Consider the following 17,719-nt stretch of genomic DNA (forward strand, 5'->3'; position numbering starts at 1 on the left):
TTGATAGATATGAATGAAATGAACTCGAGTGATTTCGAAGCCCTTCTTACGGCGCAACGCAGCGCCATGATTCGCGATATTCCGACATCACCCGCGGCCGTTTCCACCGAAACGCCGACGCTTACCAAGGCTGAACTTGCCGAGTTGCTGTTCGACAATGTCGGACTCAACAAGCGGGAAGCGAAAGACATGGTTGAAGCGTTCTTCGAGGTGATCCGCGACGCGCTGGAGAGTGGCGATAGCGTGAAGCTGTCGGGGTTCGGTAACTTTCAGTTGCGCGACAAACCCCAGCGTCCCGGCAGAAACCCGAAGACCGGCGAGGCGATTCCGATCGCCGCGCGCCGTGTTGTGACGTTCCATGCAAGTCAAAAGCTGAAAGCGCTGGTCGAGAACGGCGCCGAAGCGAGCTTCACGCGCTGATCGATTGGCGCGTCCCTGCGCAACCCACCACGACGGCTAACTGACGATGACAGCGACGATCGAAAAAGTCGTCTTGCCTCCGATTCCGGCGAAGCGCTACTTCACGATTGGTGAGGTCAGCGAACTATGCGGCGTGAAACCGCATGTGCTGCGCTACTGGGAGCAGGAGTTCACGCAGTTGAGGCCGGTCAAACGGCGCGGCAATCGCCGTTACTACCAGCATCATGAGGTGCTGTTGATCCGGCGGATTCGTGAGTTGCTATACGAGCAGGGTTTCACGATCAACGGTGCGCGCAATCGGCTTGATTCGCATGGCGGTGGCGCGCACGGTGCGCCGGCTGACGTAGCGGAGGAAGGCGAGGGCGTAGCCGCGCCGGTTGCGGCAACGGCTACGGTCGATGTGGAGCGGCTGCGCAAGGAGTTGCTGCACGTGATCGATTTGTTGGGGCACTAGTTCGCTTTGTTGGCGTGGGGCAGTTTTAATCGCTTGAAGTGTCTGTTATAATTTTTATCTGTTCGGGGCGTAGCGCAGCCTGGTAGCGCACACGCCTGGGGGGCGTGTGGTCGGAGGTTCAAATCCTCTCGCCCCGACCAAAGAAATCAAGGCCTTACAAGCAATGCTTGTAAGGCCTTTTTCGTTTTGCTGGTTTCGTTTTCCAGGTTTTGTTCTACCCTGTCCCGTTTCCTGCACGACCCGCTGTCAGCCCCATCCACGGAGACCGAGGATCCGATGCGAGCAATTCTGTTGATCGACGATCACGCAATGTTTCGCGAAGGGCTCGTTCTCGCGCTCACGCAAGCTGCGCCCGATTTCATCGTACATGCGGTTTCCAACGGCGGCGAGGCCATTGCCGCGCTCGACACGCACACTGAGATCGGCGTCGTGATGATGGACTACTACTTGCCGGACGTGGGTGGCAGTGCCTTGCTGCGGCGTCTTCGGCAAGCGCGCCCAGGTATTCACATACTCGTGCTGTCCGCGTCGGAAGACCCCGACGACGTGCACGCCGCGTTGTCCGCCGGCGCCCAAGGCTTCATTCACAAATCTGCTTCGAGCAAGGCATTGCTGGAAGCGCTCCACGGCGTGATCGCAGGCAAGCAGATCGTGCCGGACACCTACGCGGCCATCGATACAAACGGGCGCCGCCCCGCTCAATCTGACGACGCGGCCTTGCTAGGCGCATTGACGCCGCGGCAGATCGAAGTGTTGCGGCTCGTCTGCGACGGCCTGCGCAACGGCGAAATCTCAGCGCGGCTCGGTACTAGCGAGAAAACCGTCAAAGCTCACATGACGGCGATCCTGGCCGGGCTCGGCGTAATCAATCGCACGCAAGCGGTACTTATCGCGCGCCGCGCCGGGCTATTCGGCAGGCCGAACTGACGCGCTAGACGGTGTTGCCATCCCGTTCGCGTGTAGCGGGCGCGAGCAATTGCGCGATCATCTGGCGCAGATGGACCGAGTCGACCGGCTTGTGCAACAGCGGCCACGCGCGCGCGGACGCTTCGATCAGCCGGGAGGGGTCGGTGTCGCCGCTAATCAGCATCGCTGGGATCGTGTCGTCGGCGTATTCCTCGTGCAGACGATCGATGACCTCGATGCCGGTCTCATGATCGCGCAGCCGGAAGTCGCATAGGATCAGCGCCGGCTTCTCGGCAGCGTCGGCCGTCGCCTGCAAGATCTCCTCGCCGCTGCTGCCGACCATCACCCGATAGCCCCACGTTTCCAACAGCAGTCGCAGGCCATGCAGATTATCCGCGTCGTCTTCGACAATGAAGATCAGGTGTCCTTGCGAATGCTGCTTGTCGGCATCGTCATTCGTGCCGCGATCCGTATCGACGGGCGACGACAGCGGTGCGGCGGAGCCCGTCTCAAACCCCGTCTCGCCGACCGGCAACGTGATCGCGAACACACTGCCGCGTCCGGGCCGGGAGCGCAATTCGAGCGGAAGGCCGAGCAGGTCGGCGGTGCGACGCACGATGGCAAGGCCGAGACCTAATCCCTTGGTGCGGTCCCGTTCCGGGTTGCTCAGTTGGCGGAACTCGAGAAAGATGCTCTCGTGTTCTTCAGGCGCAATGCCGACGCCGGTGTCCCACACTTCCACGCGTAATTTCGTATCGCGGTGACGGCACGCGATCAACACGCCGCCTTGCCGTGTGTGCCGGATCGCGTTGTCGACCAGATTACGCAGGATGCGGTCGAGCAACACAGGATCGGAATAGACCACAGGCGCACCGGCGCAACGCAGCCGCAGGATAAGCCGCCGTGCCGCCGCCTGTGGCGCGTACTCGCGTTGAATCTGATCGAGCAGCGAGTCGAGCGGGAAATGGCGGCGCCGTGGTTTGATCACACCGGCATCGAGCCGCGAGATGTTCAACAAGCCGTCGAACAGACTGCCCATCGCCGCGGTCGCCCGGCCGATGTGATCGACCAGTTGACGGCTCTTGGCGTTCAACTGCTGCTCGCGTAGGACTCCGACATACAGGCTCAGCGCGTGCACCGGCTGACGCAGGTCATGACTTGCCGATGCGAGAAATTGCGACTTGGCCAGATTGCTGCGCTCAGCGGCTTCTTTCTCGATTGCCAGACGTTGCAGGAGGTCGGTGTTCTCGAAGCGGATGCGCAGCGAATCGAGCTGAGTCCGGTACATGCGATGCGCAAAGGCGAACGTGACCGCCAGGTACAGCCCACCCGCCAGGCCGAGCGCGTGGGCGATCGTGCCCGGCAACAACGAAAGCGCGACGAAAGACGGCACGAAATAAGGCACTTCGAACGCATAGAGCAGTGGCAGATGAATGCAATACGCGTAAATGGCGCCGGTGCCGAGCGTGAGCAGGCCGATGATCAGGAACATCTGATGTTCGAAAGGCGCATGGAACAGCCAGTACGCATAAGGCAGACCCCAGAGCGCGCCAGCGAGCGCCGTGCACGATCGTATCGAAAGCTCCCAGCGCCGCAGTGACGCCATCTGCCGGCTCGCGTGCTCGTAGCGCGCTACAAGCACCGCACGCGTGAGCGTGACCACCGCATTCGCGGCGAGCCAGCTCAGCAGTTCGTACAGCGGAAAATTACCGTGTAATACAACGACGACCAGGCCGACCGTCAGCAACGAGCCTGCGAGCGCAACGGGAAAGTTGCGGCGCAGCGCCGCCATCTGCGCCGCAAAGATCTGATCTGCATAAGGGGAAAAGGTCCCGGCTATCGGCGCCGCTCGAGGATTCATTGTTCTAGTGCCTTTGGCGTTAAGTCACAACCGGTTCGCACCGGGAGTCTCCCACAGATTTTTATCGTTGGCATGGGACTTTAGTCCGATGCGCGATGTTTGCAATCTTCGTAAGATTCGCGGGCCGGATATCGAACGGGTTCTGAAGCAGCGTGGGGATACTCATTTCCAGGTATGTTCTATCGCCGCGCTTTGCACTAACGTCACGGCAGAGCGCATCGTTCGACGACCGATGAAAAAACGACCGTACGGGTGACCTAAGGTGGCAATAAGCATATTGCGCGTCCATGTGCTGCTTGCAGCAAAGCAACGCCCCCGCATTTCCCCCACGGCTGCGGGCACATGATTTTCAGGTAACGCTGGACTTCCCGCGTCTTCCGGCACGGCGAAAGGGGATCTTGTACCGTGGACCTGGAGTTCGTTGAGACCGCCTGGGCGGCGAAAGAGCGGCTGCGGCTATCGTTGATGGCGAGCCCCGATGGACAACTGATCGAACGGCAACTCGTGCAACCCGATGGCATGTGCATCACCATTTCGACGCGGATCCGCGGCGCGGATGACCTGACGGCGGCAGTTGCAAGCGATCCTCATCGCGACGCGCTGAGAGTCGCTTATCAGCGCGCTTTCGAGCGCCACGACCGGTTGCTGCGCGAGCGCACCGAAACGACGGGCAGGACCTTGCAAGTGGGGGCGAGCAACCTCGATTCGATTCGTGCGACGCGCAGCGAACCCAGGCTCGCGCATCTCGTCTCGACCGTGCTCGCCCAGCGCGGACAAGCGCCGGTGAAATACATCTTCGCGTCGTATCAGCTCTCCAATCGGGAGCAGGGCATCAGTTGGTGTCACTTCATGTCGGAAGGCTGCTTTTCCTTGCTGCAAAAGTTCGTGCAGCGGCGGTGGTACATGAACGACCTGTTTCTGGAGTACGCACGTTCGAACAGCGCGCCGTGCCCGAGCGATCAGATTGAGATCCGCAGCGCCGGGCAGCGTCAGGCGTTCGACGCGTTTGCCGAGGCAGGTTTTGCCACCGGCGTGATTTCGCCTGCTCGCACAGCGGGCGAGTCTTTCGTCGCGTACCTGCTAGTTGCGGGTACGAGCGACGCCAGAAACCAGGATCTGATGCTGAGGCGCCGTCACACGCTGCGGGTACTGGCGGCCGAACTGGTGGAGTGGCGCGCCGAGGCGCGTGCGCGTGCCGCTACCGACGAATACAAGCTCTCCGCGCGCGATATCGAAGTCCTGCAGATGCTTAATCGCGGTATGGCGGCCGCACCCATCGCGCAGGTACTGAAGCTTTCTGCAAACCAGGTACACCGAAGGATATATCCGGAGATCGTCGAGAAGCTGCGGGTTCGTCATATCAGCGAAGCGGCAAAAGCGGCACGCGATCTGGGGGTGCTGAGCGGCGGCATACGCGCCGAGGTGAACCGGTAAGCGGAACTGGCAAAGCGAAGCGGATTTATTGTGCGAGCGCCGCTGCCGCCTTTCTGGGCGCGGCCGAGCGGGTCGCGGCGATGGCGGCTATAGGTCGGCGTGACATACAAATCAAGCACCGACTTTGTATTAGTACGATGAATATTATTTGTTAAAAGTCCTTGCCGCGACCGGGCGTGAGGGCCGGGCAGCAGCGAGAGGCGCTAGAAAAAACGTACTGACCGTGGGGCAAAAAAAGGACCTTCCCAGTTGGGATTCGATCCTCCGCGAATACTGAACAGCAAAGACCACTGACCCGGGTCAATGACTCCGGGTGAGTTCATTAACAATTAACTGGAGCAGGCATCCAGTCCGGCGATGCACCTGAGAGGCGTCGCACGGCGGGGGCGGACACGACATGCTCGTGATCGAATCAAATCCGGCAGGACAGGCGGCGGTGTTGCCGCTGCTTCAGCGTTATCGCGCGGACGGCGACGAACTTGCTGTGCCGCATGCAAATCGCATCGCGTTGCTTGGACCGATGCGTATCGAGCGTGGCGATACCGTACTCCCGTTGAAGTATCACAAGTCGCGTGCGCTGCTCGCGTGGCTCGTGTCGCAACCGGGGGCTGCGCATTCGCGCGACTGGCTGGCCGAATTGCTTTGGCCTGGCGAAGAGCCTGGGAGTGGGCGGCGCAAGCTAAAACGCATTCTGTTCGACGTGAAAGCGGCACTTGGCGAAGAGTGCTTCGAGATCCATCGTGATCTGCTTTGCTTGCGGCCGGACGCGCTGCCGTGGGTCGACGTCCATGCCTTGTCGGTGGCGATTGGCGAGTTGCCGCCGGACGACCGGATGGTTGAGACCGCCGCGGGCGCAGCGCCGGCCCAGCTCGAAGCGTTGTCGGAAACCGCGGCGCTCTACCGGGGGGAATTTCTCGCCGATATCCAGATCGATGACGCCGGTGAATTCGAGCGCTGGATGGACGCGCGTCGCGTCGCTTACCGCTGTGCGATCTCGCGCCTGCGGCGGTTCCTGACTGAAGGATTTGCGCAGCAGGGCGAGTTCACCCGCGCGGCCGCGCATGCCCGCCGCCTGACGGTTGAGGAACCTTGGGATGAATCGGCGTGGCAGTTGCTGATCGGTTTGCTAATGCGCGCCGGCCGTCGAACCGAGGCGCAAGCCGAACTCGAACACTGCCGGGCCGCACTCGATGCCCCCCCGCACCGCGATACGCTCGCGCTCGTCGCGACGCCGACACGCCTGGTTGCGCCGATGTTTGCCGAGGCGGCGGAGCGCCGCCAGATCACGGTTGCGTATTGTCAGTTGACCGTGCCGCGCTGCGACGATCCGGATAGCTGGGCCGCCGCACTGGTGGCGCCGCGCAAACGCTGCGAAGCGATCCTGCAGGCAGCGGGCGGCTATATCGTGCACGCACCAGGCGGAGGCATGTTCGCGTACTTCGGTTTTCCGGTCACGCATGAAGGGGCGGTCCGCCAGGCCGTGACAGCCGCGCTCGAATGCCGCGATTCGATCAAGGCGGACGCGGCGGCGGGTACGCCCGAGCGCGGCAGCGTCGACATCGTGTTCGGCATCCACACCGGGCTTACGCTCAGCGCCGCCCATGAGAATCAACCGGATCTCGGTTGCCGGCTCACGCGCATTGTCGGCCTGCTCGCCAACAGCGCGCGCGCCGGCGAAGTCCTCATGAGCGATGCGACGGCCGAGCTGTTGCCGGAATGCGATTTCCGCGCCGTGCGCCAGGTGTTCGTCAGCGATGCCTCCACCGGCGAAAGAGTGGAGGCGCTGCTGGCGATGCCGCTCGATGCCGCGTTGCCGACGCGGGAGCGCGGCAGGCTGATCGGACGCGACGCGCAATTGACGCAGCTAAACCACGCATTGCGCCAGTGCGCTCAGCTATCGATGCGCGCGTTGCTGATGACGGGCGACGCGGGGACCGGCAAATCGTCGCTGGTCAGGCAATTTGTGAAGAGCCGCGGTGTGCCGGCGATCGAGCTGCGCTGCCGCCCCGAATTGGCGACGACACTTTTTCATCCATTCCGACGCTGGCTGCGCGACGCCACGATACCGCACACCCCGCGTGCTCAAGCGGCGCTCGAATCCTTGAGCAATGTGTTCAGAGACCGCTCGAACCAACTCGACTGCGCTTCACGCGAGTCCGAAGCGGTTGTGAATCACCTGCTCGCGCTGCTCGAAGAAGCCGTGCCGGATGGCGGCCTCATCTGTCTCGATGATCTGCAATGGGCCGACCCCGGCACGTTGCAACTCGTGGCACGCCTGGTTGAAACGCCACTGCACCGGCGTTTGCCGATCCTCGTGGGCCGCGACGATTTTGCCGCGCCATGGCTGTCGACGACCGCGATTGCCCGTATCCAGCTCAAACCGCTGTCACCCGAAGCGAGTCTGGAGCTAATCGCGACACTCACTCAGGGTGCCGCACTCGAACCCGACACGGAGGTGCAAATCGCGCGGCGCGCTGACGGGGTGCCGCTCTACCTGATGGCGCTCGCGCGCGCGGCGACCGATGCCGAGCGCATGCCGGCCAATGCCGTGCCGCCGTCCCTGCACGAATTGCTGATGGGGCGCATCGATTCCGTCGGCGCAGCCAAACCGCTGGCGCAGCTCGCCGCCGCAAGCGGCAGGGATTTCACCGCCGCGCTGCTGGCTGACGCAGCGGGGCGCAGTGTTGCCGAGATCGAGCCGCTGCTTACCACGCTGCTGCAAGCGCGGCTCATCGTGGCGACGGGCGCTGGCTGCTATGCGTTCCGCCATCCGATGCTGCGTGAAGCGGCCTATCAATCGCTCTCGCGCGAGCGGCGGCAATGGGCCCATCAGCGCGTTGCCGGTGCGCGGCTCGCACTCGAAGGCGTGCCGAAATCGAACCCATAGCCGTGAATTACGAGCCAACGAGCTTCGCAAGGAAGCTCGGTTTGTCCGCGCTGCCGCGCTCGTCCGCATAGGCATCAAACGCGCTGAAGCGCTTCCATCAAGGACGGAAACGTTTCGGAAACGCGGCCTTCCCATCATGGCGGCAACTCGCTGAACTTTGCAGGCAGTCGTTCAAGGTTCGGCGAATGGCAAGTCAGGGGGCGTGGCGCATCGCACGCGAAAGAAACATAAAACGACCGTCCGGGTTTTCATCCAATGCCATTTTTCCCGTGCAGGACGCCGACGCGCTTTGACGTGTTGCATCGCACAGCCTTGCTGACGGCAGGCCTGTGTGCCGCATGGCCAGCATTCCCGCAGACGCCGCCGACACCACCGACTTCGGGGCAATTGATCGAGGCGATCAAGCCGCCTCCGCAGGTGCCGCCGGCCGACCCGAACGTGGTCGTCAAGCCGCCGGAGACGCCGCCGACGCCGAAGGTCGAAGCCCCCGATCTGCGGTTTACGCCGCAAGGTTTTCGCTTTACCGGCAACACCGTTATCTCGAGCGAGGAACTGACCGCCTTGCTCGCGCCGTATGCGTTTCACGAGGTGGACCTGGACGGTCTGAACGAGATCGTCGACAAGGTGAAGGCGTTCTATCGGCAGCGCGGTTACTTCCTTGCCGTCTCGTTCCTGCCGAAGCAGAACATTTCGGATGGTGTCGTGACGATCGGCATTCTCGAAGGGCGCCTGGGCAAGATCACGATCAAGCATCCGTACCCGCCCGAAGCACGCGTGAGCGAAGATCAGGTGTTGGGCATGCTGCACGCGCGTCTGAAGGAAGGCGACATCATTACGGAGAAATCCGTCGAAACGCCGCTGCTGCTGATTCGCGATCTGCCCGGCGCGGTGATTCGTTCGACTCTCAATCGCGGCGCGCAGGTCGGCACCGCCGATCTCGAAGTCGAGGTGCTGGCCGAAAAACCCAAGCGGGTCACCGGCGAAGTCGACGTGGACAACTACGGCAATCGCTATGCGGGCGCTTATCGCTTAGGGGTCAAGACCAGTCTCGTGAGTCCGCTCGGGATTGGTGACCTGCTGACGGTGCAGGGTTTCATCACCAACCAGAATCTGAGCGATTTCGGCGACGTGAGCTACCTCGTGCCGGTGGGGCACCTCGGGACGCGCGTGGGCGTCGACTACGGCCGGCTCAACTATTCGCTCGGCAAGGAGTTCGCGGACCTGAATGCGCATGGCACGGCGGACGTCGTCAATCTATTCGTACTCCATCCTATCGAGCGCAGCAAGAACGTGAATCTGTTCGCGCAGGTGGGGCTGACCTATGAGCAGTTGAACGACAAGCAGAGCGGCGCACCTGCGCAGCAGAAGAACATCATTGGGCTGAAGGCCCAGGTGAACGGCGATTCGCGCGGCACGGGCTATGTCAACGTCTACACCGCCGGTGTGATGTTCGGCACGCTCGGCTTTGGCAGCGACGCCGAGAAAAGCGATGACGCCAGCGTGAATGGCTATCACACGAATGGTTTCTTCACGAAGTTCTATGGGGACTATCAGCGTCTTCAGCAACTCGCGCCGAACCTTGCCTTGTTCTTCTCAGCCTCCGGCCAGGCCGCCTCGAAGAATCTGACTGCGGCGGAAAAGTTCTCGCTTGGCGGCGCGAACCGCGTGCGTGGCTACCCCGAAGGCGAGGCGATTGGTGACGACGGCTTCGCCAGCACGCTCGAATTGCGCTACACGGTGCCGGGGTTGCATATCGGCGCGGGGGGCTTTGTGCTGACGAGCTTCTTCGATTTCGGCTACATCCTGTCCAACGCCAAACCGGGCGACGCGCCGGCGCCCGATCCAGGCCTGTCCAATAGCGTGCGCCTGCTGAGCTACGGCGTCGGCATGAATTTCGGCGCGCCGAACAAGTACCTGTTCCGCACCAGCATCGCATGGCATGGCGGCAGAAAGCCGACCTCCGATACACACGACAACACACCGCGCGTCTGGGTGCAATGGGTGCAGTTCTTTTGATGCGGACCTGATGAGGTTCGTGCGCTGGGGAGACGGGATGCCGCGGAAACACGGATCGATGAGTTACGCCGATCGCTCCGATCGTTACTTTAACGAGAGCCACTGCGGCACGCGCGCCTTTTCGTGGGTGCCGTGCGTGCTCGCGCTCGTATGCGGACCCGCGTTGCTGCTGACGAGTGCGGCCGTTCTTGCGCAGACCCTGCCGGGCGGCGCCAAGGTGGTATCGGGCAACGTCACGGTGACGCAGCCCAATGGCCAGCAACTGGTGATCAACCAGGGGAGCAGCAGCGCGATCATCAATTGGCAGAGCTTTTCGATCGGTCACGGTAACAGCGTCACGTTCGTTCAGCCGAATGCGAGTTCCGTCGCGCTCAATCGGGTGGTGGGCGGCTCGCCGTCGTCGATCTTCGGCAGCCTCACGGCGACCGGCAAGGTTTTTCTGGTCAACCCGGCGGGCGTGCTGTTCGCGCCCGGGGCGTCGGTGAACACCGGTAGTTTCGTCGCGTCGACGCTGGGCATCTCCGATAGCGATTTTCTCGCGGGGCGCTATACGTTTCAGAACGGCGGTTCGGCGGGCGGCATCGTCAATCAGGGATCGGTGAACGCGCGCGACGGTGCGGTGGTTTTCATCGCGCCGCAGATCGTCAACGCCGGCAACGTGAGCGCGACGGGTGGCGTCGCACTGGCGGCGGGCGATCGGGTCAGCATGACGCTGGATGCCGAGAGTCCCTTGTCGGTGAATGTCGACGCCAGTGCGCTGAAGGCCAGCATTACCCACAGCGGCACCATTTTTTCCGGCGGCCCGGTGCTGCTGAGCGCGCAGGCGCGTGACAGTGCGCTCGATACGGTCATCAACAGCAGCGGTGTGATTCGCGCGCGGTCGATCAGTTCGAACGGCGAAGACATTCAACTGAACGGCGGCGCTCAAGGCCTTGTTTCGATCAGCGGCACGCTCGACGCGAGCGGTGCGGGGGCGAGCGGTCACGGCGGCAACATTACGGTGAGCGGTGATCAACTTGCGCTCGCCGGTACGGCGAAGCTCGACGCGTCTGGCCCTGTCGGCGGCGGCACGATCCTGGTGGGCGGCGCCGAGCATGGCGCGGGACCGTTGCAGAATGCGTCGACCACGGCGATCGTGAAGGGGGCCGTGCTGGATGCGAGCGCAACCGACCAGGGTAATGGTGGGCAGGTCGTCGTCTGGTCCAATGACCGCACGCAATTTTCCGGAGCGATCGTCTCGCGCGGCGGGGCCAACGGCGGCAATGGCGGCAACGCGGAAGTGTCGAGCAAAGGCGTGCTGGCCGTGGACGGCACAGCCGATCTGAGTGCGCCGAATGGTCAGCGCGGTACCTTGCTGCTCGATCCAACGGACCTGTGCATTGTGACTGCGGATCCCGTCACATGCGGCACGGGTGATTCGTATGTGTTGACGTCGACGCTGGTGGGGCTTTCGTTGACGGCCAACCTGGCGCTCGCCGCTACGAATTCCATCATCTTCATGGCGGACCTGGCGCTGAACACGGGGCCGGCGCCGACTTTTGTGGCATCAATTTCGCTCACGTCCGGTGGGGCGATCAATATGGGCGGCCATTCGCTGTCGACCAACGGCGGCGACATCTCGATGCTAGCCGGTACCGACGCCAGCACGCAGGGCACCAGTGGCATATCGCTCGGCAATCTGAGTTCCGGGTCGGGAGCGATCACGCTCGGCTCGAACAATCCGGGCGACCTGATTACCCAGTCCGCTGGCAGTTCGATTTCGGGCACCGGTAAATTGACGTTGACCGCTGGCACGCTTCAGTTGAGTCAGGCCAATACTTATAGCGGTGGCACGATTGTCCAAGGCGGCACGTTGCAAGGCAACAACACCAGTCTGCAAGGAAACATCAGTCTCTTGACTGGCACGGGACTGGTGTTCGACCAGGCATCGAATGGGACTTTCACCGGCTCGATCAGCGGCGCGGGCGCGGTGACGAAACAGAGTGCTGGCACGCTGATATTCAGCGGCCCACAAAGTTATACCGGCGGTACGAGTGTCACGGGCGGCACGTTGCAGGGCGACAGCACTAGTCTGCAAGGAAGCATCAATGTCGCGAGTGGCACGGGGCTTGTATTCGATCAGGCGTCGAATGGCACTTTCAGCGGCACGATCAGCGGCGCGGGGGCGGTCACAAAGCAGAACACCGGCACGCTGATACTCAACGGCGCACAGAGTTACAGCGGCGGCACGAGCGTCACAGGTGGCACGCTGCAGGGCAATACCACCAGCCTGCAGGGAAACATCAGTCTCTTGACTGGCACGGGACTGGTGTTCGATCAGGCGTCGAATGGCGCTTTCAGCGGCGCGATCGGCGGTGCTGGAGCTGTGACGAAACAGAACGCCGGCACGCTGACATTTGGTGCACCACAGAGCTACAGCGGTGGCACAAGCGTCACGGGCGGCACGTTGCAGGGCGACACCACTAGTTTGCAAGGAAGCATCAATGTCGCGAGTGGCACGGGGCTTGTGTTCGATCAGGCGTCGAATGGAACTTTCGGTGGTTCGATCAGCGGCGCGGGGGCTGTGACGAAACAGAGTGCTGGCACGCTGATATTCAGCGGCCCGCAGAGTTATAGCGGCGGTACGAGTGTCACGGGTGGCACGTTGCAGGGTGACACCACCAGCCTGCAAGGAAGCATCAATGTCGCGAGTGGCACAGGGCTTGTGTTCGATCAGGCATCGAATGGCGCTTACAGCGGCACGATCAGTGGCGCCGGTGCGGTCACCAAGCAAAACACCGGCACGCTGATATTCAGCGGCCCGCAGAGTTATAGCGGCGGCACAAGCGTCACGGGTGGCACGTTGCAGGGCGACAGCACTAGTCTGCAGGGAAGTATCAATGTCGCGAGCGGCACGGGGCTTGTGTTCGATCAGGCATCGAATGGAACTTTCAGTGGCGCGATCAGCGGCGCGGGGGCGGTGACGAAACAGAGTGCTGGCACGCTGATATTCAGCGGCACTCAGAGTTATAGCGGTGGCACAAACGTCACGGGCGGCACATTGCAGGGTGACACCACCAGCCTGCAAGGAAGCATCAATGTTGCCAGCGGCACGGGGCTTGTATTCGATCAGGCATCGAACGGCACTTTCAGCGGCACGATCAGCGGCGCTGGTGCGGTGACGAAAGAGAGCGCTGGCACGTTGACCTTCAATGGCGCACAGAGCTACAGCGGTGGCACAAACGTCACGGGCGGCACGTTGCAGGGTGACACCACCAGCCTGCAAGGAAGCATTAATGCCGCCAGTGGCACAGGGCTTGTATTCGACCAGGTATCGAATGGAACGTTCGGCGGCACGATCAGCGGCGCGGGAACGGTCACCAAGCAGAACACCGGCACGCTGACACTCAATGGCATACAGAATTACAGCGGTGGCACGAACGTCACGGGTGGCACGTTGCAGGGCGACACTTCCAGCCTGCAAGGAAGCATCAATGTTGCCAGTGGCACGGGGCTTGTATTCGATCAGGCATCGAACGGCACTTTCAGCGGCACGATCAGCGGCGCTGGTGCGGTGACGAAAGAGAGCGCTGGCACGTTGACCTTCAATGGCGCACAGAGCTACAGCGGTGGCACAAACGTCACGGGCGGCACATTGGAGGGTGACACCACCAGCCTGCAAGGAAGCATTAATGTCGCCAGTGGCACAGGGCTTGTATTCGACCAGGTATCGAATGGAACGTTCGGCGGCACGATCAGCGGCGCGGGAACGGTCACCAAGCAGAACACCGGCACGCTGATACTCAACGGCCCCCAGAGCTACAGCGGCGGCACAAACGTCACGGGTGGCACATTGCAGGGCGACAGCACCAGCCTGCAGGGCAACATTAATGTCGCCACCGCAACGGGGCTTGTATTCGATCAGGCATCGAATGGCGCTTACAGCGGCACGATCAGCGGCGCGGGTGCTGTCACGAAACAGAACACCGGCACGCTGATACTCAACGGCTCCCAGACTTACAGCGGTGGCACAAGCGTCACGGGCGGCACGTTGCAGGGTGACACCACCAGCCTGCAGGGCAACATTAATGTCGCCACCGCAACGGGGCTTGTATTCGATCAGGCATCGAATGGAACTTTCGGCGGCGCGATCAGCGGTGCGGGGGCGGTCGCAAAGCAGAACACTGGCACGCTGATATTCAGCGGTCCGCAGAGTTATAGCGGCGGCACGAGCATCACCGGTGGCACGTTGCAGGGCAACACCACCAGCCTGCAGGGAACCATCAATGTCGCGAGTGGCACGGGGCTTGTATTCGATCAGGCATCGAATGGCACTTTCAGCGGCACGATCGGCGGCGCGGGAGCAGTCACGAAAGAGAACGCCGGCACGCTGTCCTTCGACACAGCGCAAAGTTACGGCGGCGGCACAAACGTCACCGGCGGCACCCTGGCCCTGACAGGCAGCGGCACGGCCGGCGTACAGTCAGGTTCGATCACGGTGAATAGCGGCGCTGCGCTCGACGTGCAGAACACGCTTGCCAATGCAGTGACGTTAGCCGGAGGGACGCTGGAGACGAGCACCGGCAGCGGCGTGGTGAACGGCCAGGTGACGCTGAAGGGCAGCAACACGTTTTCGACTGGCAATAACGCGAGGCTGACGGTTAGCGGCACAGTGATCGACGGTACGCCAGCGGGAGCGCTGGTGGTGAACGGCACGGGCACGGTAGTGCTGACCGGCATTAACACGTTCAGCGGCGGCACGACGATCAACGGCGGCACGTTGGCCTTGACGGGCAGCGGCACGGCCGGCGCTCCGGCAGGCGCGATCACGGTGAGCAGCGGTGCAGCGCTGGACGTGCAGAACACGTTGTCCAACGCGGTGACGCTGAACGGCGGAACACTGGAAACGACGACGGGCACCGGCACCGTCAGCGGACCAGTCGCGCTGAGCAACAGCGGCACGTTTGCAACCGGTTCCGGCGCGACGCTAACGGTAAGTGGAATAGTGAGCGGCGGCGCGTCGCCGAATGCGCTCACCGTGAGTGGGCCGGGCACGGTGGTGCTGACCGGCATCAACACATACGGCGGCGGCACGCTGTTAAGCGGCGGCACGTTGCAAGGCAACACGCAAAGCCTGCAGGGCAGCATCACGAACAACGCCGCGCTGGTGTTCGATCAGGCATCGAACGGCACCTTCAACGGTTCGATCAGCGGTACCGGTACGGTCACGAAACAGAACACCGGCACGCTAACCTTCAATGGCGCGCAGAGCTATGGCGGCGGCACGACGGTGAAAGGCGGCGCGCTGCAGGGCAATACCGCCAGTCTGCAAGGCAATATCGCACTCGCCGGTGGGACGGGGCTGGTGTTCGACCAGGCATCGAACGGCACGTTCAGCGGCACGATCAGCGGCGCCGGCGCGGTCACGAAACAGAACGGCGGCACGCTGACGATCGGCACGAGCCAGACCTACACCGGCGGGACGAGCGTGACGAACGGCACGTTGGCTCTAACCGGAAACGGCACAGCCGGCGCGTCGGCAGGCGCGATCACGGTGGGCAGCGGCGCGGCACTGGACGTGCAGAATTCGGTGGCGAACGCCGTGACGTTGAACGGCGGCACGCTGGAGACGAGCACCGGTAACGGCATCGTGAACGGCGCGGTGACGCTGGACGGCAGCAGCACGTTTTCGACCGGCAGCAACGCCGCGCTCACGATCAATGGGGCGCTCGGCAACGGCGCATCGGCGGGCGCATTGGTTGCGGGTGGGGCGGGCCTCGTGACGCTGAACGGCGTCAGCAGTTTCACCGGCGGGACGAGCGTGACAGGCGGCACGCTGCAAGGCAATACGGCCAGTCTGCAAGGCAATCTTGCGCTCGCCGGCGGCACACGTCTCGTCTTCGACCAGGCGTCGGACAGCACCTTCAGCGGTACGATCAGCGGCGGCGGCGCGGTAAGCAAGCAGAACACCGGCACGCTGAGCTTCGACACGGCCCAGACTTACACCGGCGGCACCGCCGTGACAGGCGGTACGCTCGCGCTGAAGAACAGCGGCACGGCAGGCGCGCAGACCGGTGCGATCACCGTCGGCAGCGGCGCTTCGCTCGATTTGCAGAACACGCTGCCGAATGCCGTCACGCTGGCGGGCGGCACGCTGGAAACGACAACCGGCAGTGGCGTCGCGAATGGGCTCATCACACTGAGCGGCGGCAGCACGGTATCGGCGGCGTCGAGCGCAACGCTTACCGTCAACGGTGTGATTCGCGACAACGGCACAGGACAGTCGCTGACCAAGCAGGGCGCAGGACTCGTCACGTTAAACGGTGCCGATAGCTATACCGGCGGCACGTCGATCGCGCAAGGCACGCTGGCCGTGGGCGCCGGGGGTTCGCTCGGCAGCGGTCTCGCGACGGTGAGCGGCGGCGCGACGCTCGCGCTTGCCGGCGCCACGCTCGGCAACAACCTCAGCCTGCTCGACGGCAGCACGCTTGTCGCAAGCGGCGGCCTCAACACCTTGTCGGGCGCGCTCAACGTGCGCGGCGCCGCGTTCGACATCGGCGCCGGCTCGACGCTCAACGCCGCCAACGCCTTCAATCATTTCACCGGCGCGAGCACGTTCACCGGCGGTGGGTCGCTCTCGCTTAATGCCGACGCGGGTGGTATTCAACTCGGCACTACCACGCTCGCGAATCTGACACTGCAGTCGGATGGCGCCGTCACGCAATCTGCTGCCGCGACGATTGCCGGTACGACCTCGATCGCGACGACCGGCGGCGCCGCGATTACACTCAACCAGGCCAATCAATTCGGCAGCGCGTTGCAGTTGAGCGGCGGACCGGCCAGCGTGAACAGCGCGGGCGCGCTGAATTTCGGCGCGTCCAATGTGGCGTCGCTGAACGCGAGCGCGGGCGGCGACATCACACAGAGCGGCGCGCTGCAAGTGAGCGGCGCGACCACGCTCAGCACGCCGAACGGTAACCTGATTCTCGATCTGGCCAACACCTTCGGCGCACTGGTCACGGCTCGCGCCGCGGGCGGCTCGATCACGAGCGCGCAGGATCTCGCGCTGGCGCTGTCGACGCCGGGCACGATGAACGTGACGGCGGGTGGCGCGCTCACTGTCTCCGGCACGGCCGGCACTTTGTCGACGACGAGCGGCGGCGCCACCACGTTCGGCGGCACCGTGATCGGCGACGCGCTCACGATTGTCGCGGGCGGTCTCGTCACCACGGCGCGCGGCGCGTCGGTGAGCGCGAACAGCATCACGCTTACGGCGAAGGACAACCAGAATATCGGCGCGGCGCTGCCGGCCGAGTTCGCTTTGAACAACGTTGGCAAGCTGTCGCTCGTGTCTGGCTACGATGCATTTTTTCTGCTGCCCGACGGCCAGCAGACCCGCTTCTCGATCGGCACGAAGGTCAATTGCGCGCGCGTCAACATGGGTCCGTGCATCGGCAACAACGTGCTGATTAGCGCGATTTCCTCGGTGCAGGCTGGGATTCAGTCGGCGATGGTGAATCAGATGCATCAGGAGGACGAATTCACGCTGAAGGTGAAGTACGGATTCGCCGGGGACCTCGAGCAGGTTCAGACCTATCCGCATGAGGGTGACCTCGAGGTGCGTATGCCGGCGCCGTGCCGGCTCGCCGATCATGCCGTCGCCGAACCACGCGACGAGAGTGTGCGTTTGCGTGCTACGGAGGTTTGTCCGTGAACGCGTCCGTGAGATGGTTCGCGCAACCGCTTGCAACGATATTTGCAG

Annotated in this window: 8 protein-coding genes and 1 tRNA gene; 8 read left to right on the top strand and 1 reads right to left on the bottom strand. The window is 63.0% G+C overall.

Annotation, left to right across the window (positions count from 1 at the left end):
• Nucleotides 1-9: 9 nt before the first annotated feature.
• The 4 genes from PQR67_RS22230 (at nt 10) to PQR67_RS22245 (ending at nt 1,801) form a co-directional block, all read left to right on the top strand.
• A complete protein-coding gene (locus PQR67_RS22230) occupies nt 10-420 on the top strand; it encodes an integration host factor subunit alpha (RefSeq protein WP_028200202.1) in 411 nt (136 codons plus the stop codon).
• Nucleotides 421-466: 46 nt separating this feature from the next.
• Complete coding sequence (locus tag PQR67_RS22235) at nt 467-874, top strand: MerR family transcriptional regulator (RefSeq protein ID WP_408464041.1); 408 nt, start codon at nt 467-469, stop codon at nt 872-874.
• Between the two features lie 63 nt (nt 875-937).
• Nucleotides 938-1,014 (top strand) — tRNA-Pro (locus tag PQR67_RS22240).
• Nucleotides 1,015-1,150: 136 nt separating this feature from the next.
• Nucleotides 1,151-1,801 (top strand): response regulator, encoded by a 651-nt coding sequence (locus PQR67_RS22245; RefSeq protein WP_408464044.1) that lies wholly within the window; start codon nt 1,151-1,153, stop codon nt 1,799-1,801.
• Nucleotides 1,802-1,805: 4 nt separating this feature from the next.
• On the opposite strand, the gene PQR67_RS22250 is transcribed toward PQR67_RS22245, so the two are convergent.
• Entirely contained in the window at nt 1,806-3,641 is a 1,836-nt protein-coding gene (locus PQR67_RS22250) for an ATP-binding response regulator (protein ID WP_408464047.1), read from the bottom strand.
• Nucleotides 3,642-4,046: 405 nt separating this feature from the next.
• Here PQR67_RS22250 and PQR67_RS22255 point away from each other — a divergent pair, with 405 nt between their 5' ends.
• From PQR67_RS22255 to PQR67_RS22270, 4 genes are all read left to right on the top strand, one after another.
• Nucleotides 4,047-5,075 carry a helix-turn-helix transcriptional regulator gene (locus tag PQR67_RS22255; protein WP_408464050.1) on the top strand — a complete coding sequence of 343 codons (1,029 nt, stop codon included), beginning with the start codon at nt 4,047-4,049 and terminating at the stop codon, nt 5,073-5,075.
• A 397-nt stretch (nt 5,076-5,472) separates the two neighbouring features.
• Nucleotides 5,473-7,962: an ATP-binding protein gene (locus PQR67_RS22260; protein ID WP_408464053.1), complete on the top strand. Its 2,490-nt coding sequence runs from the start codon at nt 5,473-5,475 to the stop codon at nt 7,960-7,962.
• Between the two features lie 294 nt (nt 7,963-8,256).
• Nucleotides 8,257-9,978, top strand: a complete 1,722-nt coding sequence (locus tag PQR67_RS22265; RefSeq protein ID WP_408464056.1) for a ShlB/FhaC/HecB family hemolysin secretion/activation protein — start codon at nt 8,257-8,259, stop codon at nt 9,976-9,978.
• Between the two features lie 58 nt (nt 9,979-10,036).
• Nucleotides 10,037-17,671, top strand: a complete 7,635-nt coding sequence (locus tag PQR67_RS22270) for an autotransporter-associated beta strand repeat-containing protein (RefSeq protein ID WP_408464059.1) — start codon at nt 10,037-10,039, stop codon at nt 17,669-17,671.
• Nucleotides 17,672-17,719: the final 48 nt, after the last annotated feature.

This window comes from Paraburkholderia fungorum, assembly GCF_046026025.1.
Lineage (GTDB): Bacteria > Pseudomonadota > Gammaproteobacteria > Burkholderiales > Burkholderiaceae > Paraburkholderia > Paraburkholderia fungorum_E.